Below are 16,116 nucleotides of genomic sequence, written 5' to 3' on the forward strand. Positions count from 1 at the left end.
AGCGGGCTTGCCCCGCGATTGCGGTTTATCTGTCAAATTGCATCGCGGGGCAAGCCCGCTCCCACCGTGTTGATACGCACCACCGTGCCCTGGCGCTGGGTCGCCTCCAGTAACTGGCCTTGAACGCTCAGCAGGTCACCGATCATCAGGTTCTGCAGCAAGGGTTTGCCTTCAAAACGGTTGCCGCCCAGCACCACCTGTTGCATGCCTTCAACGCGCACCACTGCCTTGCCAGCTTTGCCCAGGGTGTTGCCACTGAGGATCATCGGGCCCGCCAGTGGCGCGGCGTTGCGCAGGCTGATGGCATATTCCGGGGTATTGCCGATGCGGTTGTTGATCAGCGCCACGCCGCTTACCTCACTGCCATCCACGGCACTGCCCTGGCTGTTGCCAATCAGGTTGTCTTCAATCAGCAGGGGAGCCTGGGCAGAAGGTGCCAGGTTGCGCAGTTGTACACCGTTGCCACGGCTGTCGCCGATCAGGTTGGCGCGTAGCAACAGGGTGCCGCGCTGATCGCTGACTTCGATGGCGGCTTTGTGTGCACCGAGGATCAGGTTGCGTTCGACCCGTGCTTCAGTGTGCCCGCGCAAGCGGATGCCGCTGTTGTTGTCGATGCCCCGCACTTGGTTGTCGAGCAGGTTGACCTGACTGTCACGCACATCAACAGCGTACTGCTGCGACTGCTCGAAGCGACTGTCATTGATCTGCGCCAAGGTGTGCTGCAGTTCCACCGCGCTGGACAGGTTATTGAAGTGGCTGTTGCGCACAATCAGCGTGGCTTGGGCTGTACCTGCGGCTTGCTGGCTGCTCAACGCGGTGCTCAGGCCTCGCGACAGGTTGGCGTTGTAACCCAGCCGCTCGAGGGTCGAGCCGATCACCTGAGTATGGCTACCGGCCCAGGCCACCACGAAGGGCCGCCAGGCACGCTCAGTATTGCCGGGTTTGTCGCCGGCAACGCTTTCAAGACGTGACTGGTTCAGGCCCAGCCAGCCCTGGTTGATCAGTGCCGTGCCGGAATAGCTATACAGATACAGGCTGGTGCCTTCGACAATCAGCCCCGCGTCGCTGCCGATCATCAGCGGGTAGCTGAGCAAGTAGCCATCCTTGTAGGGCTTGAGGATGCGCGGGTCATTCAGGCTCTGCTGCAGTTGCGCCAGGGTGATGCTGCCACCCCGAAGGATCACCGCTTGCGGGTGGTGCGCCTGGTACCCTGCGATGGCACGGAACAAGCCATTGTTGACGAAAGGCTCAAACGGCCAGCTGCCGCTCTGCGAGGAGAACATCGGTTGCAGGCTGACGCTGGCACGGCCAGCGGGGCGTGGACGTTCCTTGACGTGTAATTGCAGCGCTTGAGCGCTCTGTTGCAACTGGTGGAGCTGCGCCTGATGCTCGGGTTGGCTGATAACGCTGAGCGATTGCTGTATGGGCAGGCTTTGGCTGGCGGCCTGGGTGGTGCCAACACACAGCAGCAGAGCGAGGCTGCAAAGGGAAAGAGGGCGCTTGGCCATAGCGATTCGTCCTTGGGTTACGGCAGTTTGGGGTACAACGGCTTGAGCGGGCCGCCGATCTGGCTGTAGTTGTCGACGTCGCCGTCTTCGCTGTCATACAGCTCACGGGCCAGATGGTGCTGCGGTGCGCGTTGCAGAAAAGGGATCAGCCAGGCCAGCTTGTACGGCGCCACGCTGATCTGCGATTGCCCTTTGAGTTCGGGCAACTGGTCGGGGTCGAGAATGCTGCGCGCAGCGAAAGCGCCGAGCAGCTCCAGTGTGTGCTGATCGTCGGCGCTCCAGGGCAGGCCATTGGCGCGTGCCGATTCGGCCAGCAACACCAGCGGTACCAACGCGTACTGGCTATAGGTTGCCGCCAGCTTGCCGCGGGCGACTTCCAGTGGCAGATAGGCGTAACTGCCATCTTTCGCCCTGACGGCTTGTTGCAGGCCAAGGCGCAGATTGCCATCGGCCCATTGGATGAAATCGTCGCGCTGGATCAGCATGCCGGTGGCCGCCACCGCCCAGGCTGCCCAGTAGTCATGGTTGTTGAACCAGGCAAAGCCTTGCGCCCGACGCGGCTGATACTCGGCGATGATGCGTTCGCCCAGTTGGGCGAACCAGTCGCGTTGCAGCGCTGACAGTTGCAGCTTGCCGTCGCTGGCGGCCTGGGTCATCAGCAAGGTCGAGGCCATCGCCGCCACCGCCCATTTACGTGCCGCCATGCCGGTGCTGCTGGCGTCCGGGTTGAGCAAGGCCCCGGCTTGCGCCCAGTGTTCAAGCCACTGGTCCTGACAGGCCAGGGCCATGTTTGCTTCCTGCGGGGTTTTCGCTCGCTGGAATCGCTTGCTGGCATAGATCAGCCCGCCGATGAACTGCTTGACCTGCTTGCCGATCGCTTCGCTGTTGGCATCGGGGCTGCTGCGCAGGGTCGATTTGCTGGCGTCGCGCTGATCGTATTTGCTCTGCATCTGCAAGCTGCCGGTGTAAGGCGCAGGCGGCTCTTTGCTGCAGTCCAGGGTACGGTAGTCGGCAATCATCGCTGACTGCGCAGTAGCCCGTGGCGGCCAGATCGAACTGGCCGCCAGGCTTTGGCTCATGTGCAGGCTGGCGTAAAGGCACAGGGCCATTGCACTCCAGGTTTTCACAGGCATAGTCGGGTTTCCACCTGGGTGGCAGCGCTACCGGGCTTGGTCGGTTCCATGAACACCGAGAGCAGGTTAGCGCCGGCAAATTCCTTGGCGCGGCTCAGTTCCAGGTAGTACTGGCCGCCGGTGACGACCGCCTCGCGGCGGAACCAGACTTTGTCGCGGGCACCGTTGTCGTAGTACACGATTACGTAGAAGTCCTTGACGTTCTTGTCGCTGATGCGAATGTCGAGAAAACCACCGTTCACCGTTTTACGCGCCTCGCCCGCGTTGCTGAGTAGCTCAATGCGCTCGTTGACCTTCAGCGCAGGCCGCTGCAAGCGGTTGGCCATGACCTCGGTGGATACCGGACAGCCGCCTTTGATTGCCGGAATCAACTGGCGATACATCAGCTCAGACTCCAATTGGTAGTTGGCCGGCAGTTCCCAGATGATCAACTTGGGTGGCGCTTTGGGCTTGTAGTTCTCCGACAGTAGGTACTCGAGCAGCGAGCCATCCTGGCCTACACCGGGCAGGGCGTAGTTGAGGATGTCGACGTCCAGGTACTGCTTGAGGTAACCGTCAAAGTTGAACTGCTTGCTCTCGTCCTCCCGCGCTGCGGCGTTACTGTCGCCGACCAGGATCACTTGCGGGTCCGGGGCGTCGTCGAACAGGGCGTCGGCCCCTTGATCCGTGGGGATGGTCTGGTAGCCGCGCACGTACTGGAACCCGTAGTTGTTGCCACAGATATAGCTCAGCGCCAGGTTCAGGGTGCCATCCTTGGGCACCATTACTCCGGGCTCGGTGCGGTACTGTTTTTTGTCCAGCTCGGCGTAGAACGGCTGGCGGCGAATTTCCTCGGCCATCAGGCGGGCCGTGGCTTCAGCGCCGCTCGGCGTCCAGTGGTGATCACGGCGGAAGAAAAACTCGCCGGTGGGCGGCGTCTGCACCAGTTGCATCATCGGCGCGACGATGGCGCCACCGTTGCGCAGCTGTTGCAGGTAGTTGCTCAGGTTGTTGCTCGCGCGGTTGTAGTCGAAGCCATGCAGTTTGTCGGCGTACAGCTTGTCACGGTGCATCAGGCCACGGGTCGGCTGGATGGCCATGGCCACCTGGATGCCCTGACGATGGAAGGTGTCCATCAGGCGGGCGAACTCCGGGCGCATGGGGGCCGGAATGCCGAAGTCGTTGGTCAGGTCGACGGCTGAGCGAAACAGCCAGCGGTCCTTGCCCGGTACGATTTCGCGCATCAGCTTCATGCGCCCTTCGGTGTAGTGGCTGGGGTCACTCAAGCCGGTGCACATCAGGCATTCGAGGCCTTTGCAGGTGCCAGGGTTATTGTCGGCGGCCGCGCCTTGCACGCTGAACAGCGCGCAGGCGGCCAGGCCCAGGGCGATCAGGCTTTTCATGGTGCGACTCACTCGCTCGGGTCGATGCTGTTGGCCAGGCTCATGCTGCGATAGCCGGCGCCTTGCGGCAGCAGCACGTAGCTGTAGGAACGGCCTTTCTTGAGGAACAGTTCATCGAACTGGGCGACTTTCTGTTGTGCGTCGTAAGCGGCAAAGCCGATCTTGATCTCGTTGACCATGCGGCTGCCGGTCTGACCGTTGCTCAGGGTATCGACTACCACGCTTTTGCCATCGACGGTTTTCAGGGCCACGTTGGCTGGGGTCAGGTTGTAGAAGGCGATTTGGGCCTTTTTCGGCTCGTTGACGTACTTGTCGGCGATCAGGGTCAAGGTTTTGCCGTCGTACACCACGGTGCTGGCAGCGTTGGCCTTGAGCTGTGGCTCGATGGCGTTGGCGCCCACGGCAATCTTGTGGCTGCCGGCCGGGGTAAAACGGTAGCCGCTGAGTTGCCCGGCGGCGACTCGCTGCGGGTTGACCTTGCCACTCAGGGTCACGTCAATGTTGCTGTCGGACAGGTTGAGTACGCGTACGAAAGCCGAGTCCGCCGGGGCCACGGCATCGTACAGGTCGGCATTGCCTTCGGCAGCATTGCCGTGGACGCTGACCAGTAACAGGGTAGCGGCGGCGAGGGAGGTGAGCGAACGGTTCATGAGGATCTCCTTGAAAGGTCAGAAATGTTGGGTCTGGCCGGGGCGGCTCAACGAGCCCATGCGGTGGGCGAGCAGGGTGCGCAGCGGGAACTCCCAGATCACCGTGTCGATCTGCGGGTTGTTCAGGTCGTCGCTGGCCAGGAACTGATTCATCGCCTCGAACGGGCCGCGGGCTTCAACCGCCACACTGATCAGGTCGCGGTTCAGTGCTTCTTTGAGAAAGCCGGTGAAGTTCCAGTCGTCGAGTTTGCTGTAACTGGTGCCCACCAACAGCAAGCTCTGTTGCTCATCGGCAAACAGCGCATCGCTGCTCTGGTCAGCCTTGAGGGTTTCGTACAGGGCGATCTGGCTGGGGCCGAACTGCGGCGCCAGTTGCGCGTGGTTGAACTGGATGTAGTTCATCAGGTCGCCTTTGACGGTTTTCTCCGCCACTTTGTGCGATACATAGCGCTCATCCCCCAACAAGTCGGGGCGCTGGCGGGCCAGTTCATAGGCGGTCAGGCGCGCACCTTGCGGGCTCCAATGGGTGTCGGACTTAAGGAACAGCTCAGGGCCACTGAGGTTGCCGAGAAACGCCGAACGCACGGGCGTTACCTCGGTGTTTTGTGCTTGCAGGGCGGTGACGAAACGGTCGTACAAGCTGATCGCCCGTGGGTCGACCGACCGTTGTGTGTGGGCGCTATAGACATCCACTTTCATCGGCAGCGGCAATACGATCAGGCGTTTGTTCTGGGCCTTGAGCTGTTGTTCGACCTTGGCAATCTGTGCCAGCTGGCTGTCGAGGTTGGCTTGCAGGTTGTTCGGTACGCGGTATTCCTGATTGGTGTACAGCCAGCCGTCCTTGCCCAATACGACACCTTTGGTGCCCTCATGGAACAGGCGGTACTGGACGTTGGCCCAGCCTTCTACCGCTGGCTCACGCAGGAAAAAGCGCTTGTCATAGACCTGCTCGAACTTGCGCAGCAACTTGCCATCGACGAACAGGTTCCAGGCGTCGTTCTGGCTTTTCGCGAAACTGAACACCGGGGGTAGGGAGTACACGAACATCCCTGCCAGCACCACGCCGAAAAGAATGCCATTGACCTTGCTCGCCGAATTCATGACCGGGTACATGGCCGTCTCCTAGAACTGGAAGTACAGAAAGGGTGAGAAGGAGTTCGCCGCCAGGCTGCTCAGCGCCAGGGCGAAACCGGCCCACAGCAGCACAGCCTTGAGGCCGCCGACGTGGCGCATGAAGTAGTGCTCTTTGTTGCCGGCGTAGTAGCGCACGTTGTTGCTGCCGGCCAGGATCAACCAGCACAGGGCCACGACGGCAAACGACATGGCCATCTTCGAGGCGCCGAGCACATATAGGTCCAGCGAGCCGAAGCCGTTGAGGCCGAACAGTGCCTGGTAGATGTCCAGGCTGTGGCGCAGGTCGTTGGTGAAGAACAGCGGCATGCTCAGAATGATCAGCACGAAGGTGCGCAGGTTGCGCCCCAGGTGGTATGGCGTGGTGATCTTGGTCGCCAGGTTGTACTTGCGCTCGATAACCATCCCTAAACCAAAGAACAGGCCCCAGCAGATGAACGCAAAGCTTGCGCCGTGCCACAGCCCTGACAGCAACATGGTGTAGACCAGCGCCGGCAGTGCCCCGGCCACCCGTTTGCGCACCAGCGGCATGTACACGTAGTCACGCAGAAAATGCGCCAGGGTCATGTGCCAGCGCGCCCAGAATTCGGTGATGCTCTGCGAGACGTAAGGCTGGTTGAAGTTCTCCGGAAAGCGGAAGCCCATCATCAGTGCCAGGCCCAGGGCCATATGGCTGTAGCCGGCAAAGTCGAAGTACAGCTGCAGGGTGGAAACCACCAGGCCGAACCAGGCATCACTGAGCTGCAGGGTGCCTTCGCTGATGAACAACACGTTGATCGGCGCCAGTTGGTCGGCGATCAGCACCTTCATGATGAAGCCGAGCATGAAACGGCAGACCCCCAGGGAAAACAGCTCCAGGGAGTGGGTGCGCTGGCGCAGTTGTGGCGCCAGTTGGCTGTAGCGCAGGATCGGCCCGGCCACCAGGTGCGGGAACAGTGCGACGAATGCAGCAAAGTCGATGAAGTTGTTGGTCGGCGTAGCATCTTTGCGGTAGATGTCGACGATGTAGCTCAGGGCATGGAATACATAGAAGGAGATGCCCAGCGGCAGGAAGATGGTCTCCAGGGTCCAGGTATTGATGCCCAGCGGGGCGAGCAGGGCGGCGAGTACTTCGGCGCCGAAGTTGGCGTATTTGAAGTAGCCCAGGGTCGACAGGTTGCCGGCGATACCGATCCACAGCAGGCGCAGCGCCCAGCGTTTGTCACCAGCGTCCAGGCGCGCCTTGATGCGCAGGCCGAACCAGTAGTTCCAGTAGGTGATCGCCACGAACAGCAGCAAAAAGTCGGGGCGCCACCAGGCATAGAAGATGTAGCTGGCGGCTACGATCACGGTCGAGCGCCACTGTGGCCGGGCGAGAAAGTACACGGCGAAGAACAGCGGCAGATAGAGGAATAAAAAGACGTTGGAGGCGAAGATCATCGAAGGGTCCGTCCTTAGTAGCTGATCACGACGCCGACACTCAGCTGGTAGTCATCGCCACTGTCCAGGGCGTTGCCAGCATTGAGGTAGCTGGCGCTGACCAGGGCGTTGACGTCCAGGTGCTTGCCGTCGATGGCCACCGGAAACATCTTCCAGTAGTAATTGAGGTCGTACATTTGCCCGACCTGCTTGCTGCCGCTGCCGTTACCTTGGGCGATGGCGCGGTTGCGTTCGCTGCGCTGGTCACCGTCGATACGCACCGGCAAGGTGCCGTCGGCGTCGCGCAGCTTCAGGTCGGTCACACGCAAATCCAAGGCGCTGCGCGGGGTCGGGTTGGTTTCCAGGCTGATGCCGTAATAGCTGAGGTTGCGCAGGTCAAGGCTGACGAAGTTGCTGGTCAGACGCGTGCTGTAACTACCCTGACGGGTAATGCGGTCGGACTGGATGGCGTTCAGACGAAAACCATCGTTGTCGTTGCTCGGCTTGTCGGTCAGGCCGCCGCGTAGGGCAAGGCGTGGGGTCCAGGGCAGGTCGTGAAAGCGCTTGCCGATCTCGCCCAGGGCCGCCCAGCCGCTGGCATGGTTGCCGGTGCTGGTCACGCCATTGCCGTCGGTGTTGTCGACCTTGCCGTCGAGGCCGGCCAGCTCCAGGTGGTAGTCGCTGAACAGCGGGCTCACTTGCAGGTCGTCGGCCTTGAAGAACAAACCGTAGCGCATGCCTTTGAAGTCGTAGCGGTCTTGCGGGTCGTGGCCGCTGTGATCGTTCTCGTGCATCAGGCGCACGCCGGCCCAGTTGCGCTCACTCCAGCGGTAGGCATATTCACCCATCAGGTAGGTAGTGCGCTCTTCGCTGTCGGCCAGGCTGTTGACGTCGCTGTTGTAGTTGTAGAACTTCTGCCCCACGGCAAAAAAGCCACGAGAAAAAGTGTCGTTGTAGTTGAAACGCAGCGACTCCAGGCTGTCGTCCCACCAGATGCCGTAGTCATCAAAGTAACGTTGGCGGCCCGCCGACAGCGAGAAACGCGGGTCATCGCCGAGCAGGTTGCGTTTCACATACAACTCACGCAGTTCGGCATACCAGCCTTCGGGCTGTTCGCGGTCGAAGCTGTTGCTGTTTTCGTTCTGGGCGCTGATCGACTCGCTGGAGTCGTAGTTCAGCCACAGGCGGCCATAGACCATCCATTTGGCCCAGCGTTTTTCCGGCGAGTACCAGGCAAACGAGGGTTCGTACCGCAGGCTGTAGAACATCTCGCGGCTGCGGCCGACTTCGGAGTTTTCCGGGCCATAGCCGGTCTGCACGGTGAGCTTGTTGAAAAACTCCGAGGTGATTACGGGTGCACTGCCATCACTGGGCGCCACCCGTACCGGTTCGTTGCTGTCGGCTTCGGGGCCGGTGATTTCTTCTGCGGCTATGGCCGAATACAGCGGTGTCAGGGCCAGCAGGGCGCCGAACAGGGGGGGATGCACTTTCACAGGGTTGCCTCCTTCAACAGATCGGCGCGGGCTGCCAGGGCGCGCTCGATGTCATCCTTTTTAAGCGTCCTTTCCAGGCGCTTGATCAAGTTGCGTGCACCGTTCTCGCCGAGTGCCAGGGCCACCTGGGCATAGGTGTAGGCTTTGACCGGGTCGTTACAGATGGCCCGACCGTAGGCGTGCAGGGTGGCCATGCGGTACCAGGCGGTGGTGGATCCAGCGCGGGCCTGGGCCTGGAAGATTTCCAGGGCTTTGTCCTGGTCCGGCTCGTCCTCAACCCCTTTGCTGTAGTACTCGGCCAGCAGCAACTCGGCGTCGGGGTAGTGACTGGCAATCAACTCATCGATCAGCGTGCGGGCTTTCTGCGGGTCCAGGGTCAGCCAGTTGTTGACCATGTAGAACGAGGCCTGCAGCGCCTTGGCACGGGTCGCTTCGCGGGCGCGGACCTGATCGATCAGGGCCTGGGTTTCTTCGGCGTTATGCTCGGTGGGGTTGGAAATCATGAAGTTGGCCTTGGACACCATGGCCGGTACAAATCCACGCTCTACCGCACTTTCACGCCAGCGCTGGGCCTCGGCGCGGGCAGCGTCGAGGGCCTCGGTCCGGGCTTTTTCAGCTGCCAGTTGCGCGGCGTCGGGCGGCACCTGGGCGATGCCCATGGCACTGCTCTGACGCTGGTAACGGTCGGCTTCAAGTTCGGCGCGCTGTACGCTGTTGATGCTGTCGAGCATCGCGCCGATACGGTGCACGATGTCGACGGCCAACGCCGGGCGCTCGGCCTCCAGCGTGCGGGCAAAGGCTGGGAAGGCGCGGTCTTGGTCGTCGCCGAGGAAGCGGTAGTAGCGATCGATGGCGCGCACATCCACGCGCGCCGCCTGCTGGTACCAGTGCGCTGCCGTCTGCCGGTCGCCCTGACGTTCGGCCAGCACTGCGCGGTACAACTCGGGGCGGCAATTGAGCAAACACGACTGCTGGTACAGCGCCAGCAACTGCGCGGCCTGATCGTTGGGCACCAACTGCGGGTAGACCAGAAACACTTCAAGCGTGGTGCTGGCGTTCCGCGGGTCGAGGGTGGCCGGGTAGCGCGTCAGGGCCTGGGCGACCCAGTCGCGCTGACCAGGTTGCAGGCTTGGGGTACGGTCGAGCAGGCGCGCCAACGACGCCAGTGCCGGAACCTGCCCGCGGCCATCGGCGAACGCCTCTTTATATAAGGCAATCACTTCTTGGCGGCTGGCACCGTCAGTGTTGGCCAGCACATCACCAAGCAACAGCTTGGAGGCCAGGTCGCCACGTTCGGACAACAGGCGCAAGTCACCACTGACATTGGCACTGGGGTCTTTGTACAGCGCATAGCGGATCTGCTCCAGGCTTTGCCCGGCCGAGACTGCGCTGGCGCAGGCCAGGCTCAGGCCTGCCAGCAGCAGGCGGGAGGGCATCTTCGCGTTCATCGCCAATCCTTCCTTTGCGCTCAGCGTGAGGCCATGAACGGCAAGCCGAGGAACAGGTCAACTGCCACGGGCTTCTGGTAGGCCTGGCGCGGCAGCGGGGTATCCGGGGCGATGGTCAGGGCTAGGTTCTTGTTGGCTTCATCGACACGCGAGTCCACCACCTTGCCGCTGAAGTGCTCATCGAAGCCGAAGACTTTCAAGTCCACCGAGGTCACGCGGGAGATATCGGCCAACTTGTCGAAGGGCACGTTAGCGGTGACGAACAGGCCTTCGTCGCGAGGCAGCAGGTGCATCAGCGGTGCTTGTTTGTAGCCGTAGCCGTCCAGCGGTTTGCCAGGGAAATACACCTCGCAGTCGCATGGGCTGTTGATCACCGTTTCAATGGTGGCGCGTCCGAGCAAGGTCTGCAGGTCACCCGGCGCCAGGTCGGCCAAAGCCTTCATGTCGGCAGGGCTGGTGAAGCTGGTGGCCAGTTGCGTGGAGATATTGGCCAGAGGCTGGCCGGCTTTCACCTCAGTCTGCCCAGGCTGCAGCAGAAATTTCACGTAGCCGTTGTCCGGCATGCTGATCACCTGGGCGTTGGCCGAGACCTGAGCCTGTACCGCCGGAATGCGGAAGAACAACTGGTAGCTCTTGTAGGCAACGAAGCCCAGGGCGGCGAGGCCGGCAGCGGTATACAGCAAGGTGCCGGTCACTGCTTTGAGGCGGTCTGCGCTGCTGCGCGCACTGGCGTGCTGTTGCTTGCGTTCCTTGATGTAGTTTTCCCGCTGCATCACATTGAACAGGCCATTGATGTCGGCTATCTCACCCGACAGATAGGCACTGATGATGTAGCGCAGGATGTCGCGCTTCTGTGCGTCGAGGTCAACGAACTGGGCGCCGACTTCCTCACCCCGTTGAGAGACGATACGCACCTTGCTGTCCAGGCTCAGGTCAACCTGATTCAGGCGCAGGCGGATCGAAGCGTTGTACAGGCTGCCGGTGGTCAGTGGTTTGTCGTGACGCAAGCCGATACCGCCCAGGGAAATGTCCTGCAAGCTGGTTTCGATGTTTGGCTGGCCGGCGGCGCTCAGGGTGACGCGGGCATTGATGCGGGTGCGCACGTACTGGCGTTCGTCGATCGCTTCATGTACCACATTGGCGGCAGTTTTTGCAGAAACGGTAGGTGTACTTGAGCTACTCATGGCAGGCGCCTTTCCTTAACGTTGCGTGAGTTCGAGAAGAACCGAGATGACCCCGAAGAAGATGGCTATCGATGAAAACAGCATCGCCTTCGAGGACCAGCGGTTCAGGGCGGCATCGAAGTCGACGCTACCGTTGCTTAACGTGGTTTTCTGTCGGGTCCAGCGCTGTTGGTCCATGTGGAACAGCGCATAGATTTTCATCACCGAGCCAACAATCTGGTTGTAATAAAGAACGAAGGGGTACACCGGGCTCACCGGGTGGCCTGCGAACAGGAACAGCACGGTGACGATGCTGCGCGACAGCAGCACCCAGAACAGGTACACCAGCAGGTACTGAATGCCGAACACCAGGCCTGCGACCACCGAGGCGGTCAGGCCCATCAGGCAGGTCCACATCGACACCCGCTGATCGAGCAGCACATACAGGGTGAACAGGCCCAGGCGAGCGCGGCCGAGCAGGGCCGTGGCGCGAAAGTTCTGGCGCAGCGAGTTGCCGTACCAGCGGAACATCAGTTGTCGGGTGGCGCGCCAGAAGCTGTTATCTGGTGGATGCTCGACGGTCAGGGTATTGCTGTCGGGTACATAGAAAGTGTCCCAGCCGGCGCGCATCAGGCTCAGCCACGACGACTTGTCGTCACCGGTGAGAAACTGGAAACGACCCAGGCGCCAGTGCTCAAGAAAGTCGGCTTCCACATCACGGATGAAATCCGGATCGGTCATGACGCTGGCACGGAAGAACGACAGACGCCCGGTCAGGGTCAATACACGATGCGACAGGGCCATCGAGCACATGTTGATGTGCCGCTGCACGAAACGCATCGAGTGCCATTGGCGCATCAGGTTGCTGCCTTCGACCTCGCAGAACTCGTTGGTGGTCAGGCCACCGACCTTGGGCAGGTAGGCAAACAACTTGACCGCGCGCTCGACGCAGCCGGGCAGCATCATGGTGTCGCCATCGACCACGCCGACCACCGAGTTTTCCAGCGGCATCTGCCGTGACAGGGCGCGGAAGGCATGGGCCAGGCCATCACGCTTACCAGTGCCGCGGGCACGGACGATAACCAGCTTGATGTCGTCGCGGTCTCTGACTTCGTTGCGCATGATCTGCTTGATGAACTGCTCGTCGCCCTTTTCAACGATCGAGGCAATCACCGTGCACGGCACGTTCAGCCGTTGCACTTCCTGGAATACCGATTGGTAGACCTTGAAGGTGGTATGGGTGGGAATACGAAAGCTGGTGACCACCATGAACATGTGCGCGGGCAGCGCCGCGTCGCCCATGCGTTCAACCGCCTTGCGCATGCGCGGGAACTTCCAGTGCAAAAAGTACATGCCGCGCACAAAGTGAACGATGGCATTGCCATAGCGCCACATCCCCAGGGTACCGATGATGAAGATGAAGCTGTGGTGGCTGGGGTCCAGATACGCCGGGGCGATCATCTCCGAGGCCAGGGCGATCAGGCCGAACAGGCAGGCCCAGGCGCAGAAGCTCGCGGCTGCCCGGCGTGCGCCGGAAGGCGGTTGTTGCTGTCGTTCCATCTAACCGTTGCTCCGTTGTACAGGCGCTGCAGCCTGAGCGAAACGCGCACTTACCGGGCCCGGCCGCGGGGCGGCAGGCAAAGGCAGGTGTTCAGTTCACTCAGGCGCAGGCGTGGATGCTGCTGACCGGGTGCTCGCGACGGAGCGTGGGTGTTACCAGCAGATACCCTGTTGGTTGCGGTTGCTGCCGTGGGGCATGAAGCCAACCAGGTCGATCACCTGTTTACCCTCGGTAACATCCAGCGCCTGGGCAAAGCGTTCGTCGTTGTTGCCCAGCACGATCACATCGGCGCCATTGATCACTTGGCTGAGGTCGTTGCACAGCAGCGACGACACGTGCGGAATCTTCGATTCGATGTAGTCACGGTTGGCGCCAAACACCCGGGCGTACTCAACGTTGGCGTCGTAGATGCTCAACTCGTAGCCCTTGCCGATGAGCATTTCTGCCAGCTCCACCAGCGGGCTTTCACGTAGGTCATCGGTGCCGGACTTGAAGCTCAGGCCGAGCAGGCCGATACGGCGCTTGTCCTGGCGGGCGATGAGGTCGAAGGCATTGCGCACCTGATTGCGGTTGCTGTCCATGATCGACGCCAGCAGCGGGTGCTCGACGTCCAGTTGACCGGCGCGGTAGGTGAGGGCACGGACGTCCTTGGGCAGGCAGGAGCCGCCGAAGGCGAAGCCCGGGCGCAGGTAGTAACGCGACAGGTTGAGCTTGTAGTCCTGGCAGACCACGTCCATCACTTCGCGGCCATCGACGCCTGAAGCCTTGGCAATGTTGCCGATCTCATTGGCAAAGCTGACCTTGGTGGCGTGCCAGACGTTGCAGGTGTACTTGATCATTTCGGCGACTTCGACCGACTTGCGGATCACCGGGGCATCCAGGCCCTTGTACAGCGATTCGAGCAGGTCACCGGAATGTTGATCCAGTTCACCGATCACGGTCATGGCGGGGAAGTCGTAATCCTGGATCGCCGTGCTTTCACGCAGGAACTCTGGGTTTACAGCAACCCCGAAGTCGATCCCGGCACGTTTGCCCGAGGCCTTCTCCAGCAGCGGGATAACCACATTCTTGGCCGTGCCCGGCAGCACAGTGCTGCGTACTACGATGGTGTGGCGGCTGGCTTTGTCGCGCAGGGCCATACCGATCTCGCGGCATACCGCTTCCATGTAAACCAGGTCCAGGTCGCCGTTTTTCTTGCTGGGCGTGCCGACGCACAGTAGTGACAGTTCAGTTGCCAGCACGGCGGCCTGAACATCGGTGGTGCCGCGCAGGCGGCCGTGGTTCACGCCGTTGAGCAGCAGTTGCTCAAGCCCTGGCTCGACAATCGGCGACTTACCCTGGTTGATCATGTCGACCTTGTCCTGCGAGATGTCGACCCCCAGTACCTGATGGCCGCGGGCGGACAAACAGCCCGCACACACAGCACCCACATAACCCAGTCCAAAAATACTGATATTCATAGTTCCCTCTGCCGAGATCAGTGTTGTTGCAGTACTGATTCGGTTACTCAGTTAATCGGTGAAGTCGACTTGGCAAGCACGCATTAACACATCGCGCTTAGAACAGGCGATGGCCGTGTTGTTCGTTGTCTTATTTCTATCCTAAGGGGTGGTTTTTTAGTTATGCAAGCAATCTGTTCTATGTAATTTGAATTTATTCAGTATTTTATCGTTAAGTTTAAAAAACACTTAAAAATCAATAAGTTAAAGTTGTCAATAAGTTGTGTGTCAAAAAATAGTCTGACTCTTCATGTCAAAGTAAAGGCGTCAAAAAAACGTATTCCCGTTGTTTTTGACGATCTTTTGGCTGTTTTTCCGCCGGTTTTTTCCCGGTTTAAAACTTTAATTGACGGGGTAAAGTTGTCGGCGCAGGTGGCAGTTAAATGCTGTTTTCTGAGATTAAAGTTTCGGGAATTTGGAGCGGAAAGTTGCCTGCGTGGCATTTGGCTAGTAGCGATGTCAATGTGCGATGATGGCCCTGTACAGACAAGCACAGACAGGAAGTGCATCTGTTGACTTGTGCAGTGCTGGCGTTCCTGTGCATAGTGCTGCCTGAGCGGCCTGGCCCGCAGGTTTGCGCGGGTGGCCAGCATGGATGATGTACAAGGAAATTGAATGGCAATGAACGGAATCGGATCTCGTCTACGAGAAGAAAGGGAGCGTTTGGGCCTGACTCAGCGCGTGTTCGGTGACATCGGTGGGGTCGAACCCAATGCTCAAGGCAAGTACGAAAGCGGCGAGCGTACGCCCAAGGCAGACTACCTGGCGGCGTTGGCGGCGCGCGGGGTCGATGCTTTGTATGTCTTGAGTGGTTCGCGTACCCCCGTACCACAAGGAAGTCTGAGTCCGGAGGAAGACCGCTTGCTGGGGGTTTTCCGCGATTTGCCCGCCATGGATCAGGCGGTCATACAGCAATTGCTCGGCCGTCTTGCCGAGTCTCTGCCAAGAGGGCGCATGACAGCCTCGGGTCGCGATCCCGGTGCCATTGTGCGGATGACGCCCAAAGGTAAAATGACGTCGCTGCGATGACGTGTTCCGTTAGCTCTGGCGCTAGGTTTTTTGCTAAGGTGGCGGGATCCAATTGCCGCCGCAGTGTGAGGTGTCTGCTTGATTAGGGTCTTGGTGGTCGATGACCACGATCTGGTACGTACGGGCATTACCCGTATGCTGGCCGATATCGATGGCTTGCAGGTGGTGGGCGAGGCTGACTCTGGCGAGGCATCGTTGAAAGTGGCGCGCGAGCTCAAGCCTGATGTGGTCCTGATGGATGTGAAAATGCCCGGGATCGGTGGCCTTGAGGCAACGCGAAAATTGCTGCGCAGCCATCCTGATGTAAAAGTGGTCGCAGTGACGGTGTGTGAAGAAGACCCTTTTCCCACGCGCCTGTTGCAGGCGGGCGCCGCCGGCTACCTGACCAAAGGTGCAGGCCTCGATGAAATGGTCCAGGCGATTCGCCTGGTGTTCGCCGGGCAGCGCTATATCAGTCCGCAGATCGCCCAGCAATTGGCGCTGAAATCGTTCCAGCCGCAGGGCTCGCCGTTCGATGCACTGTCGGAGCGGGAAATTCAGATCGCCCTGATGATTGTCGGTTGCCAGAAGGTGCAGATCATTTCCGACAAGCTGTGCCTGTCGCCGAAAACGGTCAATACTTACCGTTACCGGATCTTTGAAAAACTCTCGGTCACCAGTGACGTCGAACTGACGCTGCTGGCGGTCCGCCATGGCATGGTCGACGCCAACCTCTAAGCTC

The 16,116-nt window shown here is 60.4% G+C and carries 13 protein-coding genes; 2 read left to right on the forward strand and 11 right to left on the reverse strand.

What is annotated here, in order from left to right:
- Positions 1–32: 32 nt before the first annotated feature.
- The 11 genes from E1573_RS17260 to E1573_RS17310 all read right to left on the reverse strand — a co-directional run bounded on the left by E1573_RS17260 (position 33) and on the right by E1573_RS17310 (position 14,327).
- Positions 33–1,508 (reverse strand): right-handed parallel beta-helix repeat-containing protein, encoded by a 1,476-nt coding sequence (locus E1573_RS17260; protein ID WP_256659556.1) that lies wholly within the window; start codon positions 1,506–1,508, stop codon positions 33–35.
- Between the two features lie 17 nt (positions 1,509–1,525).
- Positions 1,526–2,641: a polysaccharide lyase gene (locus tag E1573_RS17265; RefSeq protein ID WP_133215786.1), complete on the reverse strand. Its 1,116-nt coding sequence runs from the start codon at positions 2,639–2,641 to the stop codon at positions 1,526–1,528.
- Positions 2,632–4,023 (reverse strand): alginate biosynthesis protein AlgX, encoded by a 1,392-nt coding sequence (locus E1573_RS17270; RefSeq protein ID WP_133215787.1) that lies wholly within the window; start codon positions 4,021–4,023, stop codon positions 2,632–2,634. Before E1573_RS17270 ends, E1573_RS17265 begins: the two co-directional genes overlap by 10 nt.
- Positions 4,024–4,031: 8 nt before the next feature.
- Positions 4,032–4,673 (reverse strand): alginate O-acetyltransferase AlgF, encoded by a 642-nt coding sequence (locus E1573_RS17275; RefSeq protein ID WP_133215788.1) that lies wholly within the window; start codon positions 4,671–4,673, stop codon positions 4,032–4,034.
- An 18-nt stretch (positions 4,674–4,691) separates the two neighbouring features.
- A complete protein-coding gene (locus E1573_RS17280) occupies positions 4,692–5,786 on the reverse strand; it encodes an alginate O-acetyltransferase (protein ID WP_133215789.1) in 1,095 nt (364 codons plus the stop codon).
- A 9-nt stretch (positions 5,787–5,795) separates the two neighbouring features.
- Positions 5,796–7,223 carry an MBOAT family protein gene (locus E1573_RS17285; RefSeq protein WP_133215790.1) on the reverse strand — a complete coding sequence of 476 codons (1,428 nt, stop codon included), beginning with the start codon at positions 7,221–7,223 and terminating at the stop codon, positions 5,796–5,798.
- A gap of 14 nt (positions 7,224–7,237) precedes the next feature.
- Positions 7,238–8,695: an alginate export family protein gene (locus E1573_RS17290; protein WP_133215791.1), complete on the reverse strand. Its 1,458-nt coding sequence runs from the start codon at positions 8,693–8,695 to the stop codon at positions 7,238–7,240.
- The gene (locus E1573_RS17295; RefSeq protein ID WP_133215792.1) at positions 8,692–10,143 is read right to left on the reverse strand and encodes a sel1 repeat family protein; all 1,452 of its coding nucleotides are present in this window, start codon (positions 10,141–10,143) and stop codon (positions 8,692–8,694) included. The genes E1573_RS17290 and E1573_RS17295 overlap by 4 nt, the downstream gene beginning before the upstream one ends.
- Positions 10,144–10,163: 20 nt before the next feature.
- Complete coding sequence (locus E1573_RS17300; protein ID WP_133215793.1) at positions 10,164–11,327, reverse strand: PilZ domain-containing protein; 1,164 nt, start codon at positions 11,325–11,327, stop codon at positions 10,164–10,166.
- Between the two features lie 15 nt (positions 11,328–11,342).
- Positions 11,343–12,866 (reverse strand): glycosyltransferase, encoded by a 1,524-nt coding sequence (locus E1573_RS17305; RefSeq protein ID WP_133215794.1) that lies wholly within the window; start codon positions 12,864–12,866, stop codon positions 11,343–11,345.
- 153 nt (positions 12,867–13,019) lie between these two features.
- Entirely contained in the window at positions 13,020–14,327 is a 1,308-nt protein-coding gene (locus E1573_RS17310) for a nucleotide sugar dehydrogenase (protein ID WP_133215795.1), read from the reverse strand.
- A gap of 660 nt (positions 14,328–14,987) precedes the next feature.
- Between E1573_RS17310 and E1573_RS17315 the strand changes: the two genes are divergently transcribed.
- Positions 14,988–15,395, forward strand: a complete 408-nt coding sequence (locus E1573_RS17315) for a helix-turn-helix domain-containing protein (RefSeq protein ID WP_133215796.1) — start codon at positions 14,988–14,990, stop codon at positions 15,393–15,395.
- 78 nt (positions 15,396–15,473) lie between these two features.
- Positions 15,474–16,112, forward strand: coding sequence for a UvrY/SirA/GacA family response regulator transcription factor (uvrY, locus tag E1573_RS17320; protein WP_133215797.1), 639 nt, complete (start codon positions 15,474–15,476; stop codon positions 16,110–16,112).
- The last annotated feature ends 4 nt before the right edge of the window (positions 16,113–16,116 follow it).

Origin of the sequence: Pseudomonas sp. H9, assembly GCF_004353925.1 — a bacterium.
In the GTDB taxonomy this organism is placed as follows: Bacteria; Pseudomonadota; Gammaproteobacteria; order Pseudomonadales; family Pseudomonadaceae; genus Aquipseudomonas.